This window comes from Photobacterium sp. SKA34 (assembly GCF_000153325.1).
Lineage (GTDB): Bacteria > Pseudomonadota > Gammaproteobacteria > Enterobacterales > Vibrionaceae > Photobacterium.
Genome location: NZ_CH724145.1, coordinates 25,443 through 41,259 on the forward strand (window position 1 = coordinate 25,443; position 15,817 = coordinate 41,259).

The 15,817-nt window shown below is 41.7% G+C and carries 15 protein-coding genes and 3 pseudogenes; 9 read left to right on the forward strand and 9 right to left on the reverse strand.

Annotated elements, in window-relative coordinates; genetic code table 11:
* The first annotated feature begins 4 nt into the window (after nucleotides 1-4).
* The 8 genes and pseudogenes from SKA34_RS18570 (at nucleotide 5) to SKA34_RS18605 (ending at nucleotide 8,831) form a co-directional block, all read left to right on the forward strand.
* Nucleotides 5-544 (forward strand): glycine cleavage system protein R, encoded by a 540-nt coding sequence (locus tag SKA34_RS18570; RefSeq protein ID WP_006647057.1) that lies wholly within the window; start codon nucleotides 5-7, stop codon nucleotides 542-544.
* Between the two features lie 93 nt (nucleotides 545-637).
* Nucleotides 638-970: pseudogene (gene bcp, locus SKA34_RS18575) on the forward strand (thioredoxin-dependent thiol peroxidase); the annotation flags it as partial.
* A gap of 89 nt (nucleotides 971-1,059) precedes the next feature.
* The gene (locus SKA34_RS18580; protein WP_006647059.1) at nucleotides 1,060-2,460 is read left to right on the forward strand and encodes a site-specific integrase; all 1,401 of its coding nucleotides are present in this window, start codon (nucleotides 1,060-1,062) and stop codon (nucleotides 2,458-2,460) included.
* Complete coding sequence (locus SKA34_RS18585; protein WP_006647060.1) at nucleotides 2,460-4,811, forward strand: hypothetical protein; 2,352 nt, start codon at nucleotides 2,460-2,462, stop codon at nucleotides 4,809-4,811. The genes SKA34_RS18580 and SKA34_RS18585 overlap by 1 nt, the downstream gene beginning before the upstream one ends.
* Nucleotides 4,808-7,000, forward strand: coding sequence for a tyrosine-type recombinase/integrase (locus SKA34_RS18590; protein WP_006647061.1), 2,193 nt, complete (start codon nucleotides 4,808-4,810; stop codon nucleotides 6,998-7,000). Before SKA34_RS18585 ends, SKA34_RS18590 begins: the two co-directional genes overlap by 4 nt.
* The gene (locus SKA34_RS18595; RefSeq protein WP_006647062.1) at nucleotides 7,000-7,503 is read left to right on the forward strand and encodes a hypothetical protein; all 504 of its coding nucleotides are present in this window, start codon (nucleotides 7,000-7,002) and stop codon (nucleotides 7,501-7,503) included. Before SKA34_RS18590 ends, SKA34_RS18595 begins: the two co-directional genes overlap by 1 nt.
* Before the next feature lie 167 nt (nucleotides 7,504-7,670).
* A complete protein-coding gene (gene bcp / locus SKA34_RS18600) occupies nucleotides 7,671-8,135 on the forward strand; it encodes a thioredoxin-dependent thiol peroxidase (RefSeq protein WP_006647063.1) in 465 nt (154 codons plus the stop codon).
* A 39-nt stretch (nucleotides 8,136-8,174) separates the two neighbouring features.
* The gene (locus tag SKA34_RS18605; protein ID WP_006647064.1) at nucleotides 8,175-8,831 is read left to right on the forward strand and encodes a recombinase family protein; all 657 of its coding nucleotides are present in this window, start codon (nucleotides 8,175-8,177) and stop codon (nucleotides 8,829-8,831) included.
* A 164-nt stretch (nucleotides 8,832-8,995) separates the two neighbouring features.
* Here SKA34_RS18605 and SKA34_RS18610 read toward each other — a convergent pair whose 3' ends face one another.
* From SKA34_RS18610 to SKA34_RS18635, 6 genes and pseudogenes are all read right to left on the reverse strand, one after another.
* The gene (locus tag SKA34_RS18610) at nucleotides 8,996-10,105 is read right to left on the reverse strand and encodes a DEAD/DEAH box helicase (RefSeq protein ID WP_006647065.1); all 1,110 of its coding nucleotides are present in this window, start codon (nucleotides 10,103-10,105) and stop codon (nucleotides 8,996-8,998) included.
* A 21-nt stretch (nucleotides 10,106-10,126) separates the two neighbouring features.
* Nucleotides 10,127-11,672, reverse strand: a pseudogene (locus SKA34_RS18615) (IS66 family transposase).
* Between the two features lie 59 nt (nucleotides 11,673-11,731).
* Nucleotides 11,732-12,085: an IS66 family insertion sequence element accessory protein TnpB gene (gene tnpB / locus SKA34_RS18620; RefSeq protein ID WP_006643801.1), complete on the reverse strand. Its 354-nt coding sequence runs from the start codon at nucleotides 12,083-12,085 to the stop codon at nucleotides 11,732-11,734.
* Nucleotides 12,082-12,402 (reverse strand): hypothetical protein, encoded by a 321-nt coding sequence (locus tag SKA34_RS18625; RefSeq protein ID WP_004998436.1) that lies wholly within the window; start codon nucleotides 12,400-12,402, stop codon nucleotides 12,082-12,084. The genes tnpB and SKA34_RS18625 overlap by 4 nt, the downstream gene beginning before the upstream one ends.
* Nucleotides 12,403-12,482: 80 nt before the next feature.
* Nucleotides 12,483-12,767 (reverse strand): annotated as a pseudogene (locus SKA34_RS18630) (DEAD/DEAH box helicase family protein); the annotation flags it as partial.
* A complete protein-coding gene (locus SKA34_RS18635) occupies nucleotides 12,761-13,273 on the reverse strand; it encodes a hypothetical protein (RefSeq protein ID WP_050764810.1) in 513 nt (170 codons plus the stop codon). The gene SKA34_RS18635 and the pseudogene SKA34_RS18630, both read right to left, overlap by 7 nt.
* Before the next feature lie 114 nt (nucleotides 13,274-13,387).
* On the opposite strand from SKA34_RS18635, the gene SKA34_RS18640 reads away from it, so the two are divergent.
* Nucleotides 13,388-13,708 carry a helix-turn-helix domain-containing protein gene (locus SKA34_RS18640; RefSeq protein WP_005363446.1) on the forward strand — a complete coding sequence of 107 codons (321 nt, stop codon included), beginning with the start codon at nucleotides 13,388-13,390 and terminating at the stop codon, nucleotides 13,706-13,708.
* A 207-nt stretch (nucleotides 13,709-13,915) separates the two neighbouring features.
* Here the strand turns inward: SKA34_RS18640 and SKA34_RS23365 are convergent, their stop codons facing one another.
* From SKA34_RS23365 to SKA34_RS18650, 3 genes are read right to left on the reverse strand one after another with little or no spacing between them, the layout of a single operon-like run.
* The gene (locus SKA34_RS23365; RefSeq protein WP_006647069.1) at nucleotides 13,916-14,089 is read right to left on the reverse strand and encodes a hypothetical protein; all 174 of its coding nucleotides are present in this window, start codon (nucleotides 14,087-14,089) and stop codon (nucleotides 13,916-13,918) included.
* A gap of 11 nt (nucleotides 14,090-14,100) precedes the next feature.
* Nucleotides 14,101-15,027, reverse strand: a complete 927-nt coding sequence (locus tag SKA34_RS18645) for a COG2958 family protein (RefSeq protein ID WP_006647070.1) — start codon at nucleotides 15,025-15,027, stop codon at nucleotides 14,101-14,103.
* An 11-nt stretch (nucleotides 15,028-15,038) separates the two neighbouring features.
* Nucleotides 15,039-15,815 (reverse strand): M48 family metallopeptidase, encoded by a 777-nt coding sequence (locus tag SKA34_RS18650; RefSeq protein WP_006647071.1) that lies wholly within the window; start codon nucleotides 15,813-15,815, stop codon nucleotides 15,039-15,041.
* Nucleotides 15,816-15,817 lie beyond the last annotated feature (2 nt).

Here is a 15,817-nt window from a genome sequence, read left to right on the forward strand (position 1 = left end):
CAATATGGAACACTACCTTGTCATCACTGCTGTAGGTACTGATCGCCCAGGTATCTCTGATGAAATCACCCACCTTGTGACTCAATGTGGCTGCAATATCGTAGATAGCCGCATTGCCCTTTTTGGTTCTGAGTTTACCTTGATCATGCTGTTATCAGGTAATAACAATGCAATTTCTCGAATTGAATCGACTCTGCCATTAAAAGGGCAAGAGCATGATCTTATTACTGTTATAAAACGTACGAGCAAGCACCAACATCGTTTTTTCCCTTATACCACTGATTTCCATGTTGAAGCTAATGATAGCCCAGGTTTAATTAAGCAATTTACTCACTTTATGGCGAGCCGACATATCGATATTTCGACGCTTAGCGCTAATACCGTTGAAAGCCAAACAGTGGGAGCAATGAATCAACTTGTTTTGCAAATTAGTACAAATTTACCTGAAGACTGTAATCTGATGACACTGCAAGAGGAATTTGAAACCTTGTGCCAGAGCTTATCAGCAAAAGGGTCTGTGAATTTTATTGGTCATACACATTAACGAAAGTAAAAATAACAAAACTTTCATTATCAGCCTCATGTTCGTTCAACATGCAATGCATCGCGATACGATACCTAAAAGGATATTATACTTATGAATACGCTCACAGCAGGCACGCCTGCACCTGCCTTTACTTTAATGAATCAAAATAACGAGCCTGTTAGTCTCAGTGATTTTAAAGGTAAGAAAGTACTTGCTTATTTTTACCCTAAAGCAATGACTCCAGGTTGTACGGTTCAAGCATGTGGACTGCGTGATAGCAAAACCGAGCTTGATGAAAAAAATGTGGTGGTACTTGGTATCAGTATTGATGCGGTAAAACGTCTGCCAAAATTTATCGAGCGCGATAACTTAAACTTCACCCTTTTATCTGATGAAGATCATGCCGTAGCTGATCAGTTCGGTGTATGGGGGCTTAAGAAGTTTACCCTTAGAAATTTTCATTGACAGATAACCTTGATTAATTTTTATGACAAACTACCTTTAATATGTGGGTAACATATTGAGGATTGTTTGTGATAGAAACAAATAGCACATGCTTAGACGTTTATGATGATTGTTGGTTATTGCCAATAAAGGTTGATACATTAGCCAAGCTCAAGATAAACAGCTGCACTGAAACAGAAACAGGGGAAGTTGCTTTCTCTGCCACCTTAGATCCTTCGAGCTTAAAACAGTTCGTAAAGAAAACCGACATCATCATTGGTCGTGATGGGTTGGTTGTCTATCCTCAATCTCTCTATTTAGTCTCGAAATTACGTGGTGAAGGCAAAGTAAAAGACACAGGCTCTATTGCTAAAGGGCTACTCGCCTTTACTCGATTCTTAGATTCAACCTGTCTAGAGCAAGAAGACGAAGATGGAAATATCATTCCCCCTGAATACTTAAGCTATAAATCTCTCACCAAATATGAGGAAGAAGGCGCACCTTGGCGGTTTGCTGAGTTTCTCCTTGCTAACTGCAATAACATTGAAGGGGCTAATGGCGATGAAGCCTTTAGTTTATCTACTGCTCGAAGTTATATGAGTGCCGTAATGGGATTCTATAAGTGGATGCAAAAATACGGCTATATAAAAAATAACGACCAGCATGTGCTTACTCATTACACAACTGGAAAAGTGCATCAAGAGTTAAACCAGCACGACATGTTGGCTCATACAAAATCGGACTCTGAACGTACTTATGAAACATCCAATATCATGAAGATGTTTCCTAAAAAAAATAATACCCCTATTCATAACAAGCTCAAGCCGATGCACCCAGAGCACAGGGCTTTATTCAATAAACATGTATCTTCACTACCCAAAGCGACCGCATTAATCTTCCGACTATGTGACGAGGCAGGACTCCGAATTGATGAAGCCACTCACTTCCCCGCCAATGAGATAGGAAAGGCTGATTACAGTAACTTAGATGTTGTGCCAATCCAAATTACTCACACAAAATTCAGTAAGCACCGCACAATACATATCCCCATTGAGCTTTACGAAGAGTTAGAAATATACAAGGAAAGTCACGCACGGTTGAAGAACCTCGATAAACGCAATGAACTTGTGCAGGCTGGCGACATTTTAGATGCCGTGGATTACCTCTTTATTTCAAATAAAGGGACACCATACTCAAATAAGACGCTGGAAACACACTTTTCAAACCTTCGAAAACAGATACGTGAAGTGGACTCTTCATGGTACTACCGCATTCATGATTTACGTTCTACCTTTGCAACTCATTTTCTTTGGCAGGAGTCGAAAACGCGCACAGTTGACTATGACTACCTGATGGACGAACTGGCTGAATTGATGGGGCACGCGAGCAGTTCAACCACTGAAAAATACATTAAGTTCATGAATAAAATGGACGACCAAATCCGCACAGCTAGAGCGAAAAATCGCAAAATAAACGGAGGTTGGGTGTAATGGCAAAAAGTAAAATTGCAAGGCAATCTAACGCCGTTAAGCGTGTACGCAACAGTCAAAATGTCGTGCCTTTAAACCTGACGATCCCTTATAAAGAGGTTAAATCAAATCAACCAAAATCGTTCGATGTCTCTCACTTATTGCACTTAGAGTGCGACAAGAAAAAGCAGAAAATAAGTAGTCGAACTGAATTCATTCGGCGCTTTTGCAAAAAAGCAAATCAATATGTCAGCAATGGAAACTCAGCAGCCACCGTTAAAGTAGCCTACGATAGCTTACGCAGCTATATTGCTTTTTGTGATGCAGTAGATGTTGACCCATTTACTGAAAGTGGTTACTTAAAGTTTGCTGGCAACGATGGCGAGTTAAGGCATCGTATCAAAATGTATCACCCCTCCAAGCGATTGTGGGAATACAACCATGGTGATGAAATAGGCATTAAAGAAGCGTCAGCTGGGAATCAACTATCAGCATTTCGCAGTGCACTCGATTGGTGTGCCTTGCCCGTTGCTGATTGGGCTCGCCACCATCGAGGGTTTACAGGGCAAAGTACGCCTTTTGTGGGATATTCAGAGCCAGAAGAAAAGCTGCTTGTGGCACGTTTGAGTAATGTGTTTTACGCTCTCGCAACACAGCTTATTGCAGCCAAAGAAAACAATACGCCTTTACCAGCCACGCTGCCAATTGTCATTGCCCTTGGCGAGCATGAGGAAGTGGTGCAAATCCCCACATCATTGGATATAAAAGCCGGTGGTAGTAAAAAAGATGGTACAGCCGTTAACCATGCCGCTGCTTTTAATCTCACGATGGGCGCTGCCTATCATTTGATGTGTTTTTTTACATCATTGAATGACAGCAACGTTCGAAGTATTTCACACCCAGTTAAAGTACATATTGAAGAGCGAGATAAGACACTAGAGACAGTGAGAGTCTCTAGTTACAAGCCTAGAGCGAACAAAGAGGTCGATGCGCTGTTACTCGGTGAGACATTTGATGTTGATAAGCGTGATGGTGTGAAGTTTATTAAACTCCTAGAGAGACTGTCTAAACTCTATGGCAACACAAAGGATGGCGATCCGTTACTTTTTACCCTCAATAATGCTGCGAACGTAAGTGATAGCTTTAACCTGAGAGAGATAAATAAAAAGCTCGTTAATCAACTGCACCTGTTATCTCCAAACCGAGCTGGTAACCTGCCTTGGTTTAAGACACTGTTTTACGGCTACCGAAATCAACAAGCAATCACGTTAAAGAAAACTGTAAATCATCTGGGGCGCACTGTTGTTCACAAAAAAGTTGAAGCAATTGCCAAAACTGGGGCTGTACAGGGGGCGACAAACAGTGCCTATTGTATTTTATCTTGCTACACAGACTTACCGCTGAAAAATATATTACTTCCACTTACATACTCTGAAAAAGACAGTGATGGCTATATTACGGTTTCTTTTAACTATAGAAACGGCCTTCATGGTTGCTTTAACGTGCCAGCCTCTGATTTAGCGTTAATCAAAGATATTGAGCACTATGCCAATGAGAACGCTGACAAACACCCCAAGAAATATGAACGGCTACTTTTAACTAGAAGTAGCCGTGGCGTTCCTCACGACTGGGAAGGCATCAGCCCTATTTCAGGACAGTTAATGGGGACTTGGTCTGTTGAGCCAAACCATTATTATCTTTCTCTTCAATCGAGTCGCTGGCGAGAAATGACCAGCAACCAAGTTTATGCGGATGGCGGCATTCAAGCGGCTCAAAGCCTACTCGGCAACACGTTGGAAACACTGGATAGAAATTACCTTAACGGCGACCCACGGCTAAATAATGTCATCACAAGTCAGGGGATAGAAGTTTTACAAAACATCAATGATGAAACAAATGTCGAGCAAGCAAAGGCGATTGTTGCGAAAAGGCGCGGTATTCCGATTTTGTCACACGATGAGGCGAAGAAAATGCGCGAAGAAAGCATAAAAACCAACCCCAATGGGTTAGTGTGCAATGGGCAACAGGTTATTGATGGCAAGAACACCCAGCGAGCCACAAACCATGCGTTAGGATTGAACTTACCTTGTACTGAATTTGATATGTGTCATAAATGCCAATCAGCAAAGGCGGTAAATGAAACGGAGGCAATTTATAAGCTCATTTCATTAATCGATGCGCTAAAAGACACCCTTAATATGTACCCCGATGCGAAAAGTGAAGCTCATGAAAAAATTGAACAATTTGAGCTTACGCTCGATGGGGCGAGTGACACTGTATTTGAAGAAGCCATGTCGAAATTTAACACCCAAGGGCGTCATCCGCGAGTCTCTATCGACCACGCAATTTTAACTTTAGGGAGGCTAAAATGATAAAACTCAGTGACCTTAAATATCAAAGTAAGCTACTTAAAGCACAAGAAAATGTTGGCGCTCATACTAATTACTTGATTGATGTATTAAAACCGGCCATTGAGCGTGGTGATTGGGATGAACTCGAAAACCTTGATGTTGGTTTTACGGTGACAGGAAAATCCTTGGGGAAAATAGGCGACAACAACGCTTGGAGAAACCTACAACCTTATTTCGAACCAAGAGCAAGAGGAACCCTCACCCTTGATTTTACATTCGATGGTAAGGTAATAGAGCGTAATCTTAAAAATCAGCTTATCAGTCTCGTGCTTAAAATGATGTGGCTCTCACCTCGTGATTATTCATTTCACACTCTTTATGATGCATTAAATGACCTCAAAAAAGTGATTACCCCCCTTTTAGATGAAGGGTGTAACACTTTATCAAGTTTAGATTTTGACCGACTCGAATCGTGGGCACTAACAGGTTTTACAGATATCGACTTTGAAAGAGAAACTATTTACACCGGATTAAATCGCCTTTACACCGAAGCCAGAGGTTTGCCGTTTGAGGTTAAGCTGAACAAAAAGCTTAACGCCGCTGACTTTGGTTTAGCCATAAAAGATGCTGAGCAGCATACTGTCATTCCACAGCGGCTGTATTACCTTGGCCTTCAAAAGTCAGAAGCACTGATTACTGACGCTTACGCCCTTCGTGATGAACTAGAACAACTTTCACAATATATTGCCACTTACTCTGATACGGCATATCAGGGGTATGCTAAATATCTGGTCAGTGATAAAGCCCGATTGAAAAACGGTACTATTCGCTGGTATTTATCGAAAACGAGCAAATGGACCAAACAGCGCACCCTTGCTTTTCAAGCCGCCTTTTTAGCACTGCATTCTCCAAATGAAGAAGAAACATTGACGCTTCTTCAGCGCCATAAATCAGAGATTCACCAAGCGCACATTGATACCTTCCACACCAAACGTAAGCTAACGATTGGGCCATGGACAATCACCAACCTTAAAGAGGCTCAAAAACTCTTCACACACATTAATGGTGGCTGCTTATGGGGACTAATGGCTCGAACGGGAATGAGAGCCGATGAAATGTATCATCTGAACACCGCTCAGGGCTGCACGACAGAGGTAATCAAAAGGCAGAAGATACACGTTATCCATACCGACTTATCAAAAACGACCAAGGGCGCACAATCAATACAAGATGAGTTTGTCACCACCGAGACAGGCATGAAAGCGTATGAAGTACTACAAGCGCTGCATTCGCCACTAAGAAAGCGTCATCCAAACTCTCAATCTTTTTTCCATAAAACAAAACAAGACTGTAGTGAAGTAACTAAGAGGCAATTAGGTAAACATTCACAAGCTTGGTTTGAAAAGGCACTGGGTAAAGCACTGGCGCTTACCAATGAAGACATTGTTGATTTAAAAACATCTGATCCCAATTTGTCGTTTACCGTTGGTCAGGATTATGTATTTACAGGGCATCAACTTCGTCGCTCTTTTGCCTATTATTTAATAGGTTTTGAACTTTGCAGTTTTCCGCAACTAAAACAGCAATTTAGCCATGTATCTATGGCAATGACTCGCCACTATGCAAAGAATGCCAGTAAATTTCAAAAGCTTCGGAAACAGAAAACTCTTGCCAATGCCATTGATGAAGAAAGGGTTAACCAACAAGCCCAAATCTATTTAAACATCTATCAAAAACTGGCAAACAAAGAGCGAGTTGCAGGTGGTAAAGGCAAAGAGTTTGCGAAAAATATGATGCGGACAGACCGCAACTTATTTAAAGATAAGGTAGACAATGACATGCTTTCTCTTAACTATTGGAAAAAGCAAATTCGAACTCAAAACCGCCACATTCATGCCGTTGCGCCGGGCATATATTGCACCTCGACTTCCTGTAGTTTAAGAACGCAAGTTAACCTCATAGAATGTGTAGACTGCATGAATGATTTCATCGTTGATGCCGTATTTGCAGAAGCAAAGCGTAAAGAGGCTGAAATACACATGTTATATGACATTGAAAACGATGAGTTAACCCCTCAAACCGCGTCTGAATCGTATATAAAAATTCAAGCCGCTGAACGTATTTTGAGAGATTTAGATATCGACTTTGAGCCTGTTACCTTTCCCGATGAAGTGACAAACATGCTTATCCCATATGGAGTAACATCATAATGTCACAAGCAACTAAAAATAAGCTAATCAGTGCGTTAGAAAGGCTTTTGGATGGTGACATAACCAAGTTAACATCGAAAGAGCTTCGTAACAAAGCTCGCAAGGGCAAGCTCAAAATTAACAATAGTAATGTTGAAAAAGAAGCGGGTCTGTCTGCTGGCGCACTCAGAAGGCATGATGACGTTGTTTTAATGATAAAAAACATGTCATTAGAGGCGCAACTTGCTCAAGATGAAACCACGCACTCCCCCATTGAAGTTCTTCAAAAAGAAATTAAGTCACTCAAAGGTGAGAGGACGCAAGCAAATAAAAAGAAAAAAGAATATTACGACGAAGCTAAAAGCCATAAAGAGGCGTTAGCTGCTCAAGCTGCCACGCATATCAAAATCGTTCAAGAGTTGATGGATATGTTGCATGAAAGTCAGCGAGAAAAAGCAATGGATAAAATCGTATCGACCCGTTCCGATAACATTATTACTCCACAATTTAAAAAGCCAAAGTAGCTTTTCACTCTGTAATTTAAAAACGTCCTGCCTAGTGTAATCACTAGACAGGACACTGAATTATCGATAAAAATGTACACTCTAACGTAATAAAAATACTCTAAAAAGGACGTAGGAAATATCGCTACGCCACACACCACTAATTAAGAAAGTAAGGAAAAAAACCGATGGCAATAGAAGCTGGACAAACTGCACCTGATTTTACCCTGAATGACCAAGACAATAACCCAGTAACGCTATCTGAGCTGCAAGGAAAGAAAGTACTGCTGTACTTCTACCCACGAGCGTCAACACCAGGCTGTACCGTTCAGGCTCAAGGACTGCGTGATACTAAAGCTGAACTAGATGCTCACAATGTTGTTGTGCTTGGTGTAAGCCCTGATACCCCAAAAAAACTGACGAACTTTATCAACAAGCAAGAACTGAACTTCACTCTTCTAGCCGATGAAGAACATGCAGTATGTGAAAAGTACGGGGTTTGGCAACTGAAGAAGTTCATGGGCAAAGAGAACATGGGTGTTGTAAGAACAAGCTTCCTGATTGATGAGTCTGGCAACCTTGAACATGTGTTCAACAAGTTTAAGACCAAAGATCACCACGAAGTTGTATTGGACTACCTAAACAGCAAATAACCGTCCATCAATAAGTAACTCTTTCACTTGGAGGCAGGCATGATTGGTTATATTCGAGTATCAGATACACAGAAAGCCGATGGCGAATCTCAAAGAGAAGCGATTCAGGCTTATGCCACTAAACGTGGCATACAGATATCAGATTGGATCGAAGAACATGTGTCAGCTTCCAAGACAGAACTGAGTGAGCGAAAGTTATCTTCTCTCATCACCTCTCAACAAAGCCTGATTGTATCGGATATCACTCGATTAGGTCGTCATAAGGTTATGGAGTTGGTCGGTGCTATAGGCCAAATAGCCTCATATGGTGAATTACATCTCGCATATAACGATACTGTCATAAGCTCAGAAAATGTTGATAACGCTGATATCATTTTTACAGTTATAGGACAGTCCTTTGCCAGCGCAGTAGAGGCTCAGAAACGTTCTGAGCGAGCTAAAGCAGGTCATGCCAGACGAAAAGCCAGTGGGCTATCATCTGGTCGTCAAAAGGGACAAAAAGTTAAATCCAAACTTGATGAACATACTGCGTTTATATTAAGCCTCCTCGACGCCAAGACCTCCAAAGCTGAAATCTTAAGAAAACTAAACGAACGCGGTGTTTCGATTTCTAGAAGTAGATTTTACTCTTGGCTGGAAGATCGGGGACTGCATAACAAGAAAGCTGAGTTTCAGGCTGATATGTTCTTTGAATAGCTTAATGGCCAACCCCATTTAAAGACATAACTCATTTTATAGACAATACACAACAGTCTTTCTGAAACTAACGTTGGAAAGACTGTATGGTACGCTCCTACTAACCTGACATCAGTCAAAGTATATTGGCGGCATTGAACTAGAGCGAACAGAACATATTTAAACTATATAAAAGCTGAGATGACGCGCTGTTTAAAAGCCCCTAATCTCAGTTCTTCAATTGCAATAAAGGCATCTGCTGAATTGGTATTGACGTTAGTCGTCTTCCCCCAGATCAACTCTGAGTTCGTTTCATCCCGTTCTTCTAACCGATTATTTTCATTTAGGTGAATACATTGAGCTTTTTCTTCTAACTCAATTGCATTGGTTATCTTTGTAAACAGACAAGAATCAGGAATATCTTGTTCAATCCGCTCAGAAAACTCTATTAGGCTTTGTTCTGCGAACGTGAAGAGCCACGCTTGTTGATCAATTAAGCTATTTACTCGGAGGATACGTCCTAAAATCTGCCTAAAATACAATTCTGTTTTGACCGAACTCATGTGACAACAAACTTGAAGTCGAGGTATATCAGTACCTTCGCTGATCATTCCAACACTGACAATCCATTGAGCATCGCTTTTACGATAGCGTTCGATTTCGGCTAAAGGTTCTGCATGACGGTAAGTCACGATTGAGACTGTTTGAGCGTACGTTTGAGAGAGTATCTTTTGGATTGTTTGAGCGTGCTGAACGGAAGAGGCAACAACTAACCCTCCAGCATTAAGTGATTGAGTTCGAATTTCCGCAAGTTTCTTACAGCCGAGCCCTAGTAAATACTCCATCGCTTCTTGGTTATGTATAACACTTTGATATGAAGTTTTTGTTTGCTTTAACATTTCTAAAATTGAAGAAAACGATTCAACTTTTTTATCGCTGGTTACTGAAAGATGCTCGTTATCAACCAGTACCAACTTTGGAGAACGGCAGACCTTATCAAAAATTGCTTGCTTTAAGGTATATTGATAATCAACGAGAATTTTACCTTCAGGGTCACTATATTCAGACATTACTATTGGTAGAGAGTCAGAACGCCATGGAGTACCAGACATGGCAAGTGTGTAAGTAGCAAGCCCTTGAATCTTCGTAAGTACTTGTTGTCCCCAAACATTTGCATTTTCAAGCTCAGATCCTGAGCAATGGTGAATTTCATCAAATACTACAAATACTCGATGGTTACGTAACGTCTTCCAAAAATCATCATTAATAAATTGAATGGATTGTAAACGCCCCATGAACCCACGGGGCGATATTTGTTAGTGTTTGAGGTTCCAAGGTAGGAGTGCATCGATATCGGGCTCAGCTTTCGCGAGCTCTTTCATGCACTTGACCATGTAGTCGTAGAGGATAAGGCCGTTGGCTTTCGCAGTCTCGACGATGCTGTAAAGCATCGCACTCGCATCAGCACCATTTGGCGTGTTCGAGAACAACCAGTTCTTTCTGCCAATGACCAGCGGTTTAATTGCGCGTTCAGCGCGGTTATTGTCTATCGATAAGTGACCGTCATCGATATAGCGGATCACCTTCGGCCATTGGCCGAGCGTGTATTTTATCGCTTTACCCAGCGGGCTAGACGCTATCACTTGTTGAGATGTCATCCACTCGTACAACTCGTCCAGTATCGGTTTGCTATGCAGTTGACGTTCTGCTTTTCGTGTTTCGACAGTCGCACCTTTTAAGCGCGATTCTATCCCATAGAGCTTCTGGATTTTGGCCAGCGCTTTATCTGCTTTGCCTGACTTACCTTTACCTTGAAGCTTCTTAGCCTCCATGAACTTTCGCCGTGCATGTGCCATGCAGCCAACATTGGTGACGTGATAAAGACCATCATAGGCACCATAGCCATCGGTTTGTAGATAACCACTGTAATCCCCCAAGAAGGCAACAGGGCATGCCCTCGCGCGACTGTTTTGATAGTCGTACAAGGCAATATTCTTCACATTGGGGAGTGCGGCTTCTGGCGAGTCTGCGCCCGAGCAGTAGAGCCACATGTAACACTGTTTTTCTTCCTTGAGAACATTGAGTGGCGTTTCATCCGCCTGGACCACCACTTGTTGAAGTAGGTGCTCTTTTAGAGCGGCATAGAGTGGTTTGAACTTCTCACTAACTTGGATAACCCATCTGGCCATAGTGGTTCGTGATAGCTCGATTCCCGACTGGGTAAACAGCGACTCTTGGCGGTAAAGTGGCATCGCGTACTGGTATTTGCCAAGAATGATGTTGGCAAGCAAGCTTTCTGTGGCAAAGCTCTTCGGGATAATGCTTTGCGGTGCTGGCTTTTGAACGATGTGATTGCTGTCTTCAGTTTGCTCGCACTGGCGGCAAGCATATTTAGGGCGAACATATTCCAGCACTTTGAGTACGGCTGGCGAAAACTCCAGCTTTTCACTGCTGTCTTCACCGATTTTATGCAGGTCATGATTGCAGCATGCACACTGCTTTTCATGGTCGTCTAAATCAAGTTCGATAACTTCACGAGGTAAGGTCTTTGGAAGAGGCTTACGCTTACCGCGTTTCTTCGTTGTGGTTGTGGTGGTCGTCGTAACCTCAACCTCTTCTTCCTTAGCGGCTTCACATTCCGCTTCGTTGAGACGTCACCTTGAGATTCATCGTAGGCTTTAACGCCTCCGAGCGTTTTGCGAACTGGCGGTCGAAAGCCAGTTTGAGTTGCTCAAGCAGAGATTGACGCTCTTGTTTCCACTGAGATTCGCTGTGTTTTTGCAACGCCAACAACTCTTTCACCATCGCTTGTAGCTCGGCAACATCTTGGCTTTCTGGGTTGATATTTGGCGTCTTTTTCATGGCATTTATTATACTAAAGTCATGCCGTTAACGCTTGGTGGATATAGCTTTATTATCGATTAAGTCATTGTAAAATCGTTTATTTGAACGGGTTTATGGCCGATAATCGTGAAGCCAGAAAGCAGTCTATCAAGCTCGCATTGAGTCAGGGTAAACACGTCATTTTTCTCTTTTGACGGCCATTTATACTTGGCTTTTTCAAGGCGTTTATACCAAAGTGCAAAGCCTGTTTTATCCCAGTACAACACTTTGATTTTGTCGCGCTGTTTATTGGTAAACAGGAATAGTGCGCCGCTTCCCAAGGGTAAATCGGTGTCACTTTCGATAATCGCCGCGAGGCCATTGATGGACTTTCTAAAATCGACACTCTCACGATACAGATAAATATCTGGTGCACTTAGCATATGTTTCATGACAAGGCTCCAATGAGTTCTGCCAGGTAGGCAGCGGGCGTGCCTTGAGGAATACTCAGCTCAACGTCGTTGACAAAAAGTGTCATATTCGCGGTAGGTATTTGCGTCATATGGTAACGTGTTGTCTGCTCTACAACGTTTGCTTTGACGAAGCCGTTAGTCTGTGGTGTTTGAAGGTGTGTTAACTGTTGGCGTTTGGCATGAAACGTGGAAAGACTTAATCCGTGATGTTCACAAAAAGCACGTTGAGTGAGTTGGCTGGATTCATAGCACTCAAACAAAGTCTGCCATTCTTGATTGGTACGTCGTGTTGCCATTTTAAATCTCCTTTGGATTGGAGATTTGATCTTATTCTTCGAGTAAAGTGATTAGAATGCGGTGTTTATGGCACGCTTACAATGGATTGATATGTTAGTGACTGTCCAATAGAACCTAGACCGCCATTAAATGTACAATTTAAAATCTGAGAAAAGGTTTTTTTGATTCCATTAGAGACACTTAAAGACGGAGAGAAACACAAAACAAGATCGATCATGTCTTCGGTAAGTAACCTTGATGCAACGGTAGCAGCGAGCACCGTTTTTCCAGCTCCTGGAGTTGCTTGACAAAAAAAGTGTTGCTTGTTTTCTTTATATTTTTGCAACGCTTGTTCAGAACATTCCGTTTGCCATTTTCTTAACACGATTGTTTTCCTTCGTAGAGCATTTTAAGCACTTTCGTTAATCCATTAACTTTTCCTAGTAGATATGCAGAACGCTCTTTTGCCTCATCTAGAAGTGTTGTTAATTTAGGTTCCAATTCAGGAAATCGAACATTGAGTGACTGATATTCATCAATCTCACCAAGAACAATTTCCAGCTCTCCTTTATATTGATTACATTCATTAACTAACAGTGAATAATCATGTTTCGAAGGCATTTTAACATCGACACTTCCTACTTTTTTTTCAACATTAAGAGCCTTAAAGGAGTCAGTCTGGAAGTATCGTTTTTGGCGACCACGCCCCTCACTTCTAAGCCATCCTTGCTTTAAAAATCTTAAGATTTGTCGGTAAACTTTTTTTCTCGCTTCATCTGAATCAATCTTAGAAGCATTTAAAAAAACATATTCATCCCTCAATTCAATTACTGAAAATCCATCTAATGTTCTTTCAACCAATAACTTATGCATCTCTGCACTGATTTTTATAGAACGTCTCATGTATTACTTATTCCAACAAAAAACTAAGGATTGCTTAGTATACAGAAATCAGTAAAACTAAGAAAATCTTAGTTAACCAGAGCTAATTAGTATGAATAATAAATGTCGAACGACAACCCTATTCCAGTGCGGCTCAAAGAGATCCGTAAAAGAGCAAAGATCTCCCAAAAAGAATTGGGAGTTCGTGTCGGCATCGATGAAAGTTCGGCAAGTGCGAGAATGAATCAGTACGAGAAAGGAAAGCATACGCCGGATATCAGCACATTAAAAAAGATTGCTGACGAGCTTGGCGTACCTTTAAACTATTTTTTTTGTGAGGATGAGAGCTCAGCTGAGCTGGCTATTGCGATCTCAAAGTTATCGATAAAACAAAGAAAGCTACTACTTAAATTAATTGCTGATATCTCAAATGAGGAAACATAGTCCATTGATTTAAGCTTCACATCATTTGTTAGAGGACATAAAGTTTGAACACAAGCTAGCCATCACATGAGCTAGCTCGTTTTTGGACAATTATTGCTTAGAGTAAAAAACCTAAATATTTCATTCTTGCTTGTTACAATATGAATGGGAATATATTAAAGCGAATAATAATGCGCTTATTTTGCATGTTTCGGGTTAACTTTCATTTCAATCATCCACAACTTCAATAGTTACATGCTGGGCACCAAGGTATGTGCCTTCATCTACTTCGTAGCGCAAGGTTTCATCGCAATGTGGACAATCAAAGGCTTCATTGGGTTCAATATACTCATCTTCGAGCCAATCCCAACCAATATGTTTTTCGCAAGAGGGGCAATGCATAATAGATTTTCTTAATGGTTCCAATCTTTGCTGCGGACACGACCTGTTTGGTAGTAGTTTGAAACAAGATCGATAAAGTCTTTGAAGTCAGCATTTTCTTCAACAATTCGGTTCACGGACTGCCAATCAATCTCAGGACGCTTTTTAGCAGGTAGCAGCAACTCACTTTCTGATGGGTTACTTACAGAAAGTAAAATAACCCCAATACCGTGCAAAGCGCTTAACATACGCAGTTCTTGCTCAACACGGCTATCAGCAATCGACGTTGCTACTAAGTAGCCCTCGCTAGCCCATGACGAGTTACTAACCGCTTGGAAGAAACACTTACGTACGTTGCCCATCGTTAGGGTTTTCTTAACTTCAAATGACCACAGGCGAACGCTTTGACCGCCACCTTGAAGCACACAGCTTTTAACGTATTGATGCCATTGCTGAGCAACCGGTTCCATTGCGACAATATCGGGATGCAACCACTGATTGCCACCGCTGCCTAAATTGTTCTTAGAACGTTTTTCATCTATCCGTAAGCAGTAAAGTTGATGCTCTGACTTTAGGTAATCCATTAAGAGCGGATATAAATCATGCTCACTCAACGTATTCTGAATAGGCGCTTCGTCTGACGGTTCTTCTTCGGGTAGAGGTTCGTCATTCGCCAACAACGAGCCATCATCAAACCAGTACACTCTAGGGCGTGGTTTATCTTGCCATTTAATCTTATCTGTTTGATTAAGAATACTTTGTTTCTGAGAGCCGATTTCAGCGACAACTTGTGAAATGAAGTCTTGCTCTGTTTCAAACCGAGGGTTAGCTCTTTTCTCAGCATAATCTTCTGGATAACGTGTAGTGATCGCTTCAGCAATCGCTTTTGCGGTATATCGTTGATTTGGGTTATCTTGAAGGAATAATGCTATCTTCTTTGATTGCGATAATTTACTCATTGTTGTTCTTCTTACTCATTCAAATACAACTCTGCCATACCATCTAGCTTGCTTTTCACTTCTTTCCAGTTGGGCATCACACTGGTTAATAAGCGCCAGAAACGCTCGCTGTGGTTGTATTCTGCGATGTGGCAAAGCTCATGCAAAATCACGTAATCAATGCACTCTTTAGGGGCTTTGATCAAGTGAGGGTTAAGCATCAACGTACCTTTGGCTGAACAGCTTCCCCATTGTTTTTGCATCGGCATAATGCGAAATGACGGGATGCCTTCTACCCACGTTGCTTGTGGCAAAAGCTCAGCCAAACGTTCGTGGAATACGCGCTCAGCTCGCACACCATACCAACCAGATACCAGTGCTTTAACGAGCTTGGACTTATCATCATCAAAGCGATTAAGTGTGACTAGCAGCTTGCCTCGTTCCATCTTCACATTGGAAATGGCATCTCTGTCTTCAACCACCTTTAACACATAGCGACGGCCTAGATAGAATTGCATCTCACCACTCACGTAGTGCTTGGTTTGTACATATTCTAAATGGCTTCGAAACTCCGTCAGGGCATTCCAAATCCATCTAGCTTGGTGCATAACCGCTTCATGGATTGCTGATTTTTCAGCATCTTGAGGCGCAGTCACAGCGACTCGACAATCTGGATGCACTCGGATGGTGATTTTCTTTTTCTTGCCTTCAGTAAATGCTTTGCGGATCACCTCGTAGGTAACAGCTTCATCACCATAGATGAAGCTGTATTCCTCGATATTGCCTTCTTTAGGATTAAAAGAAGCCATAC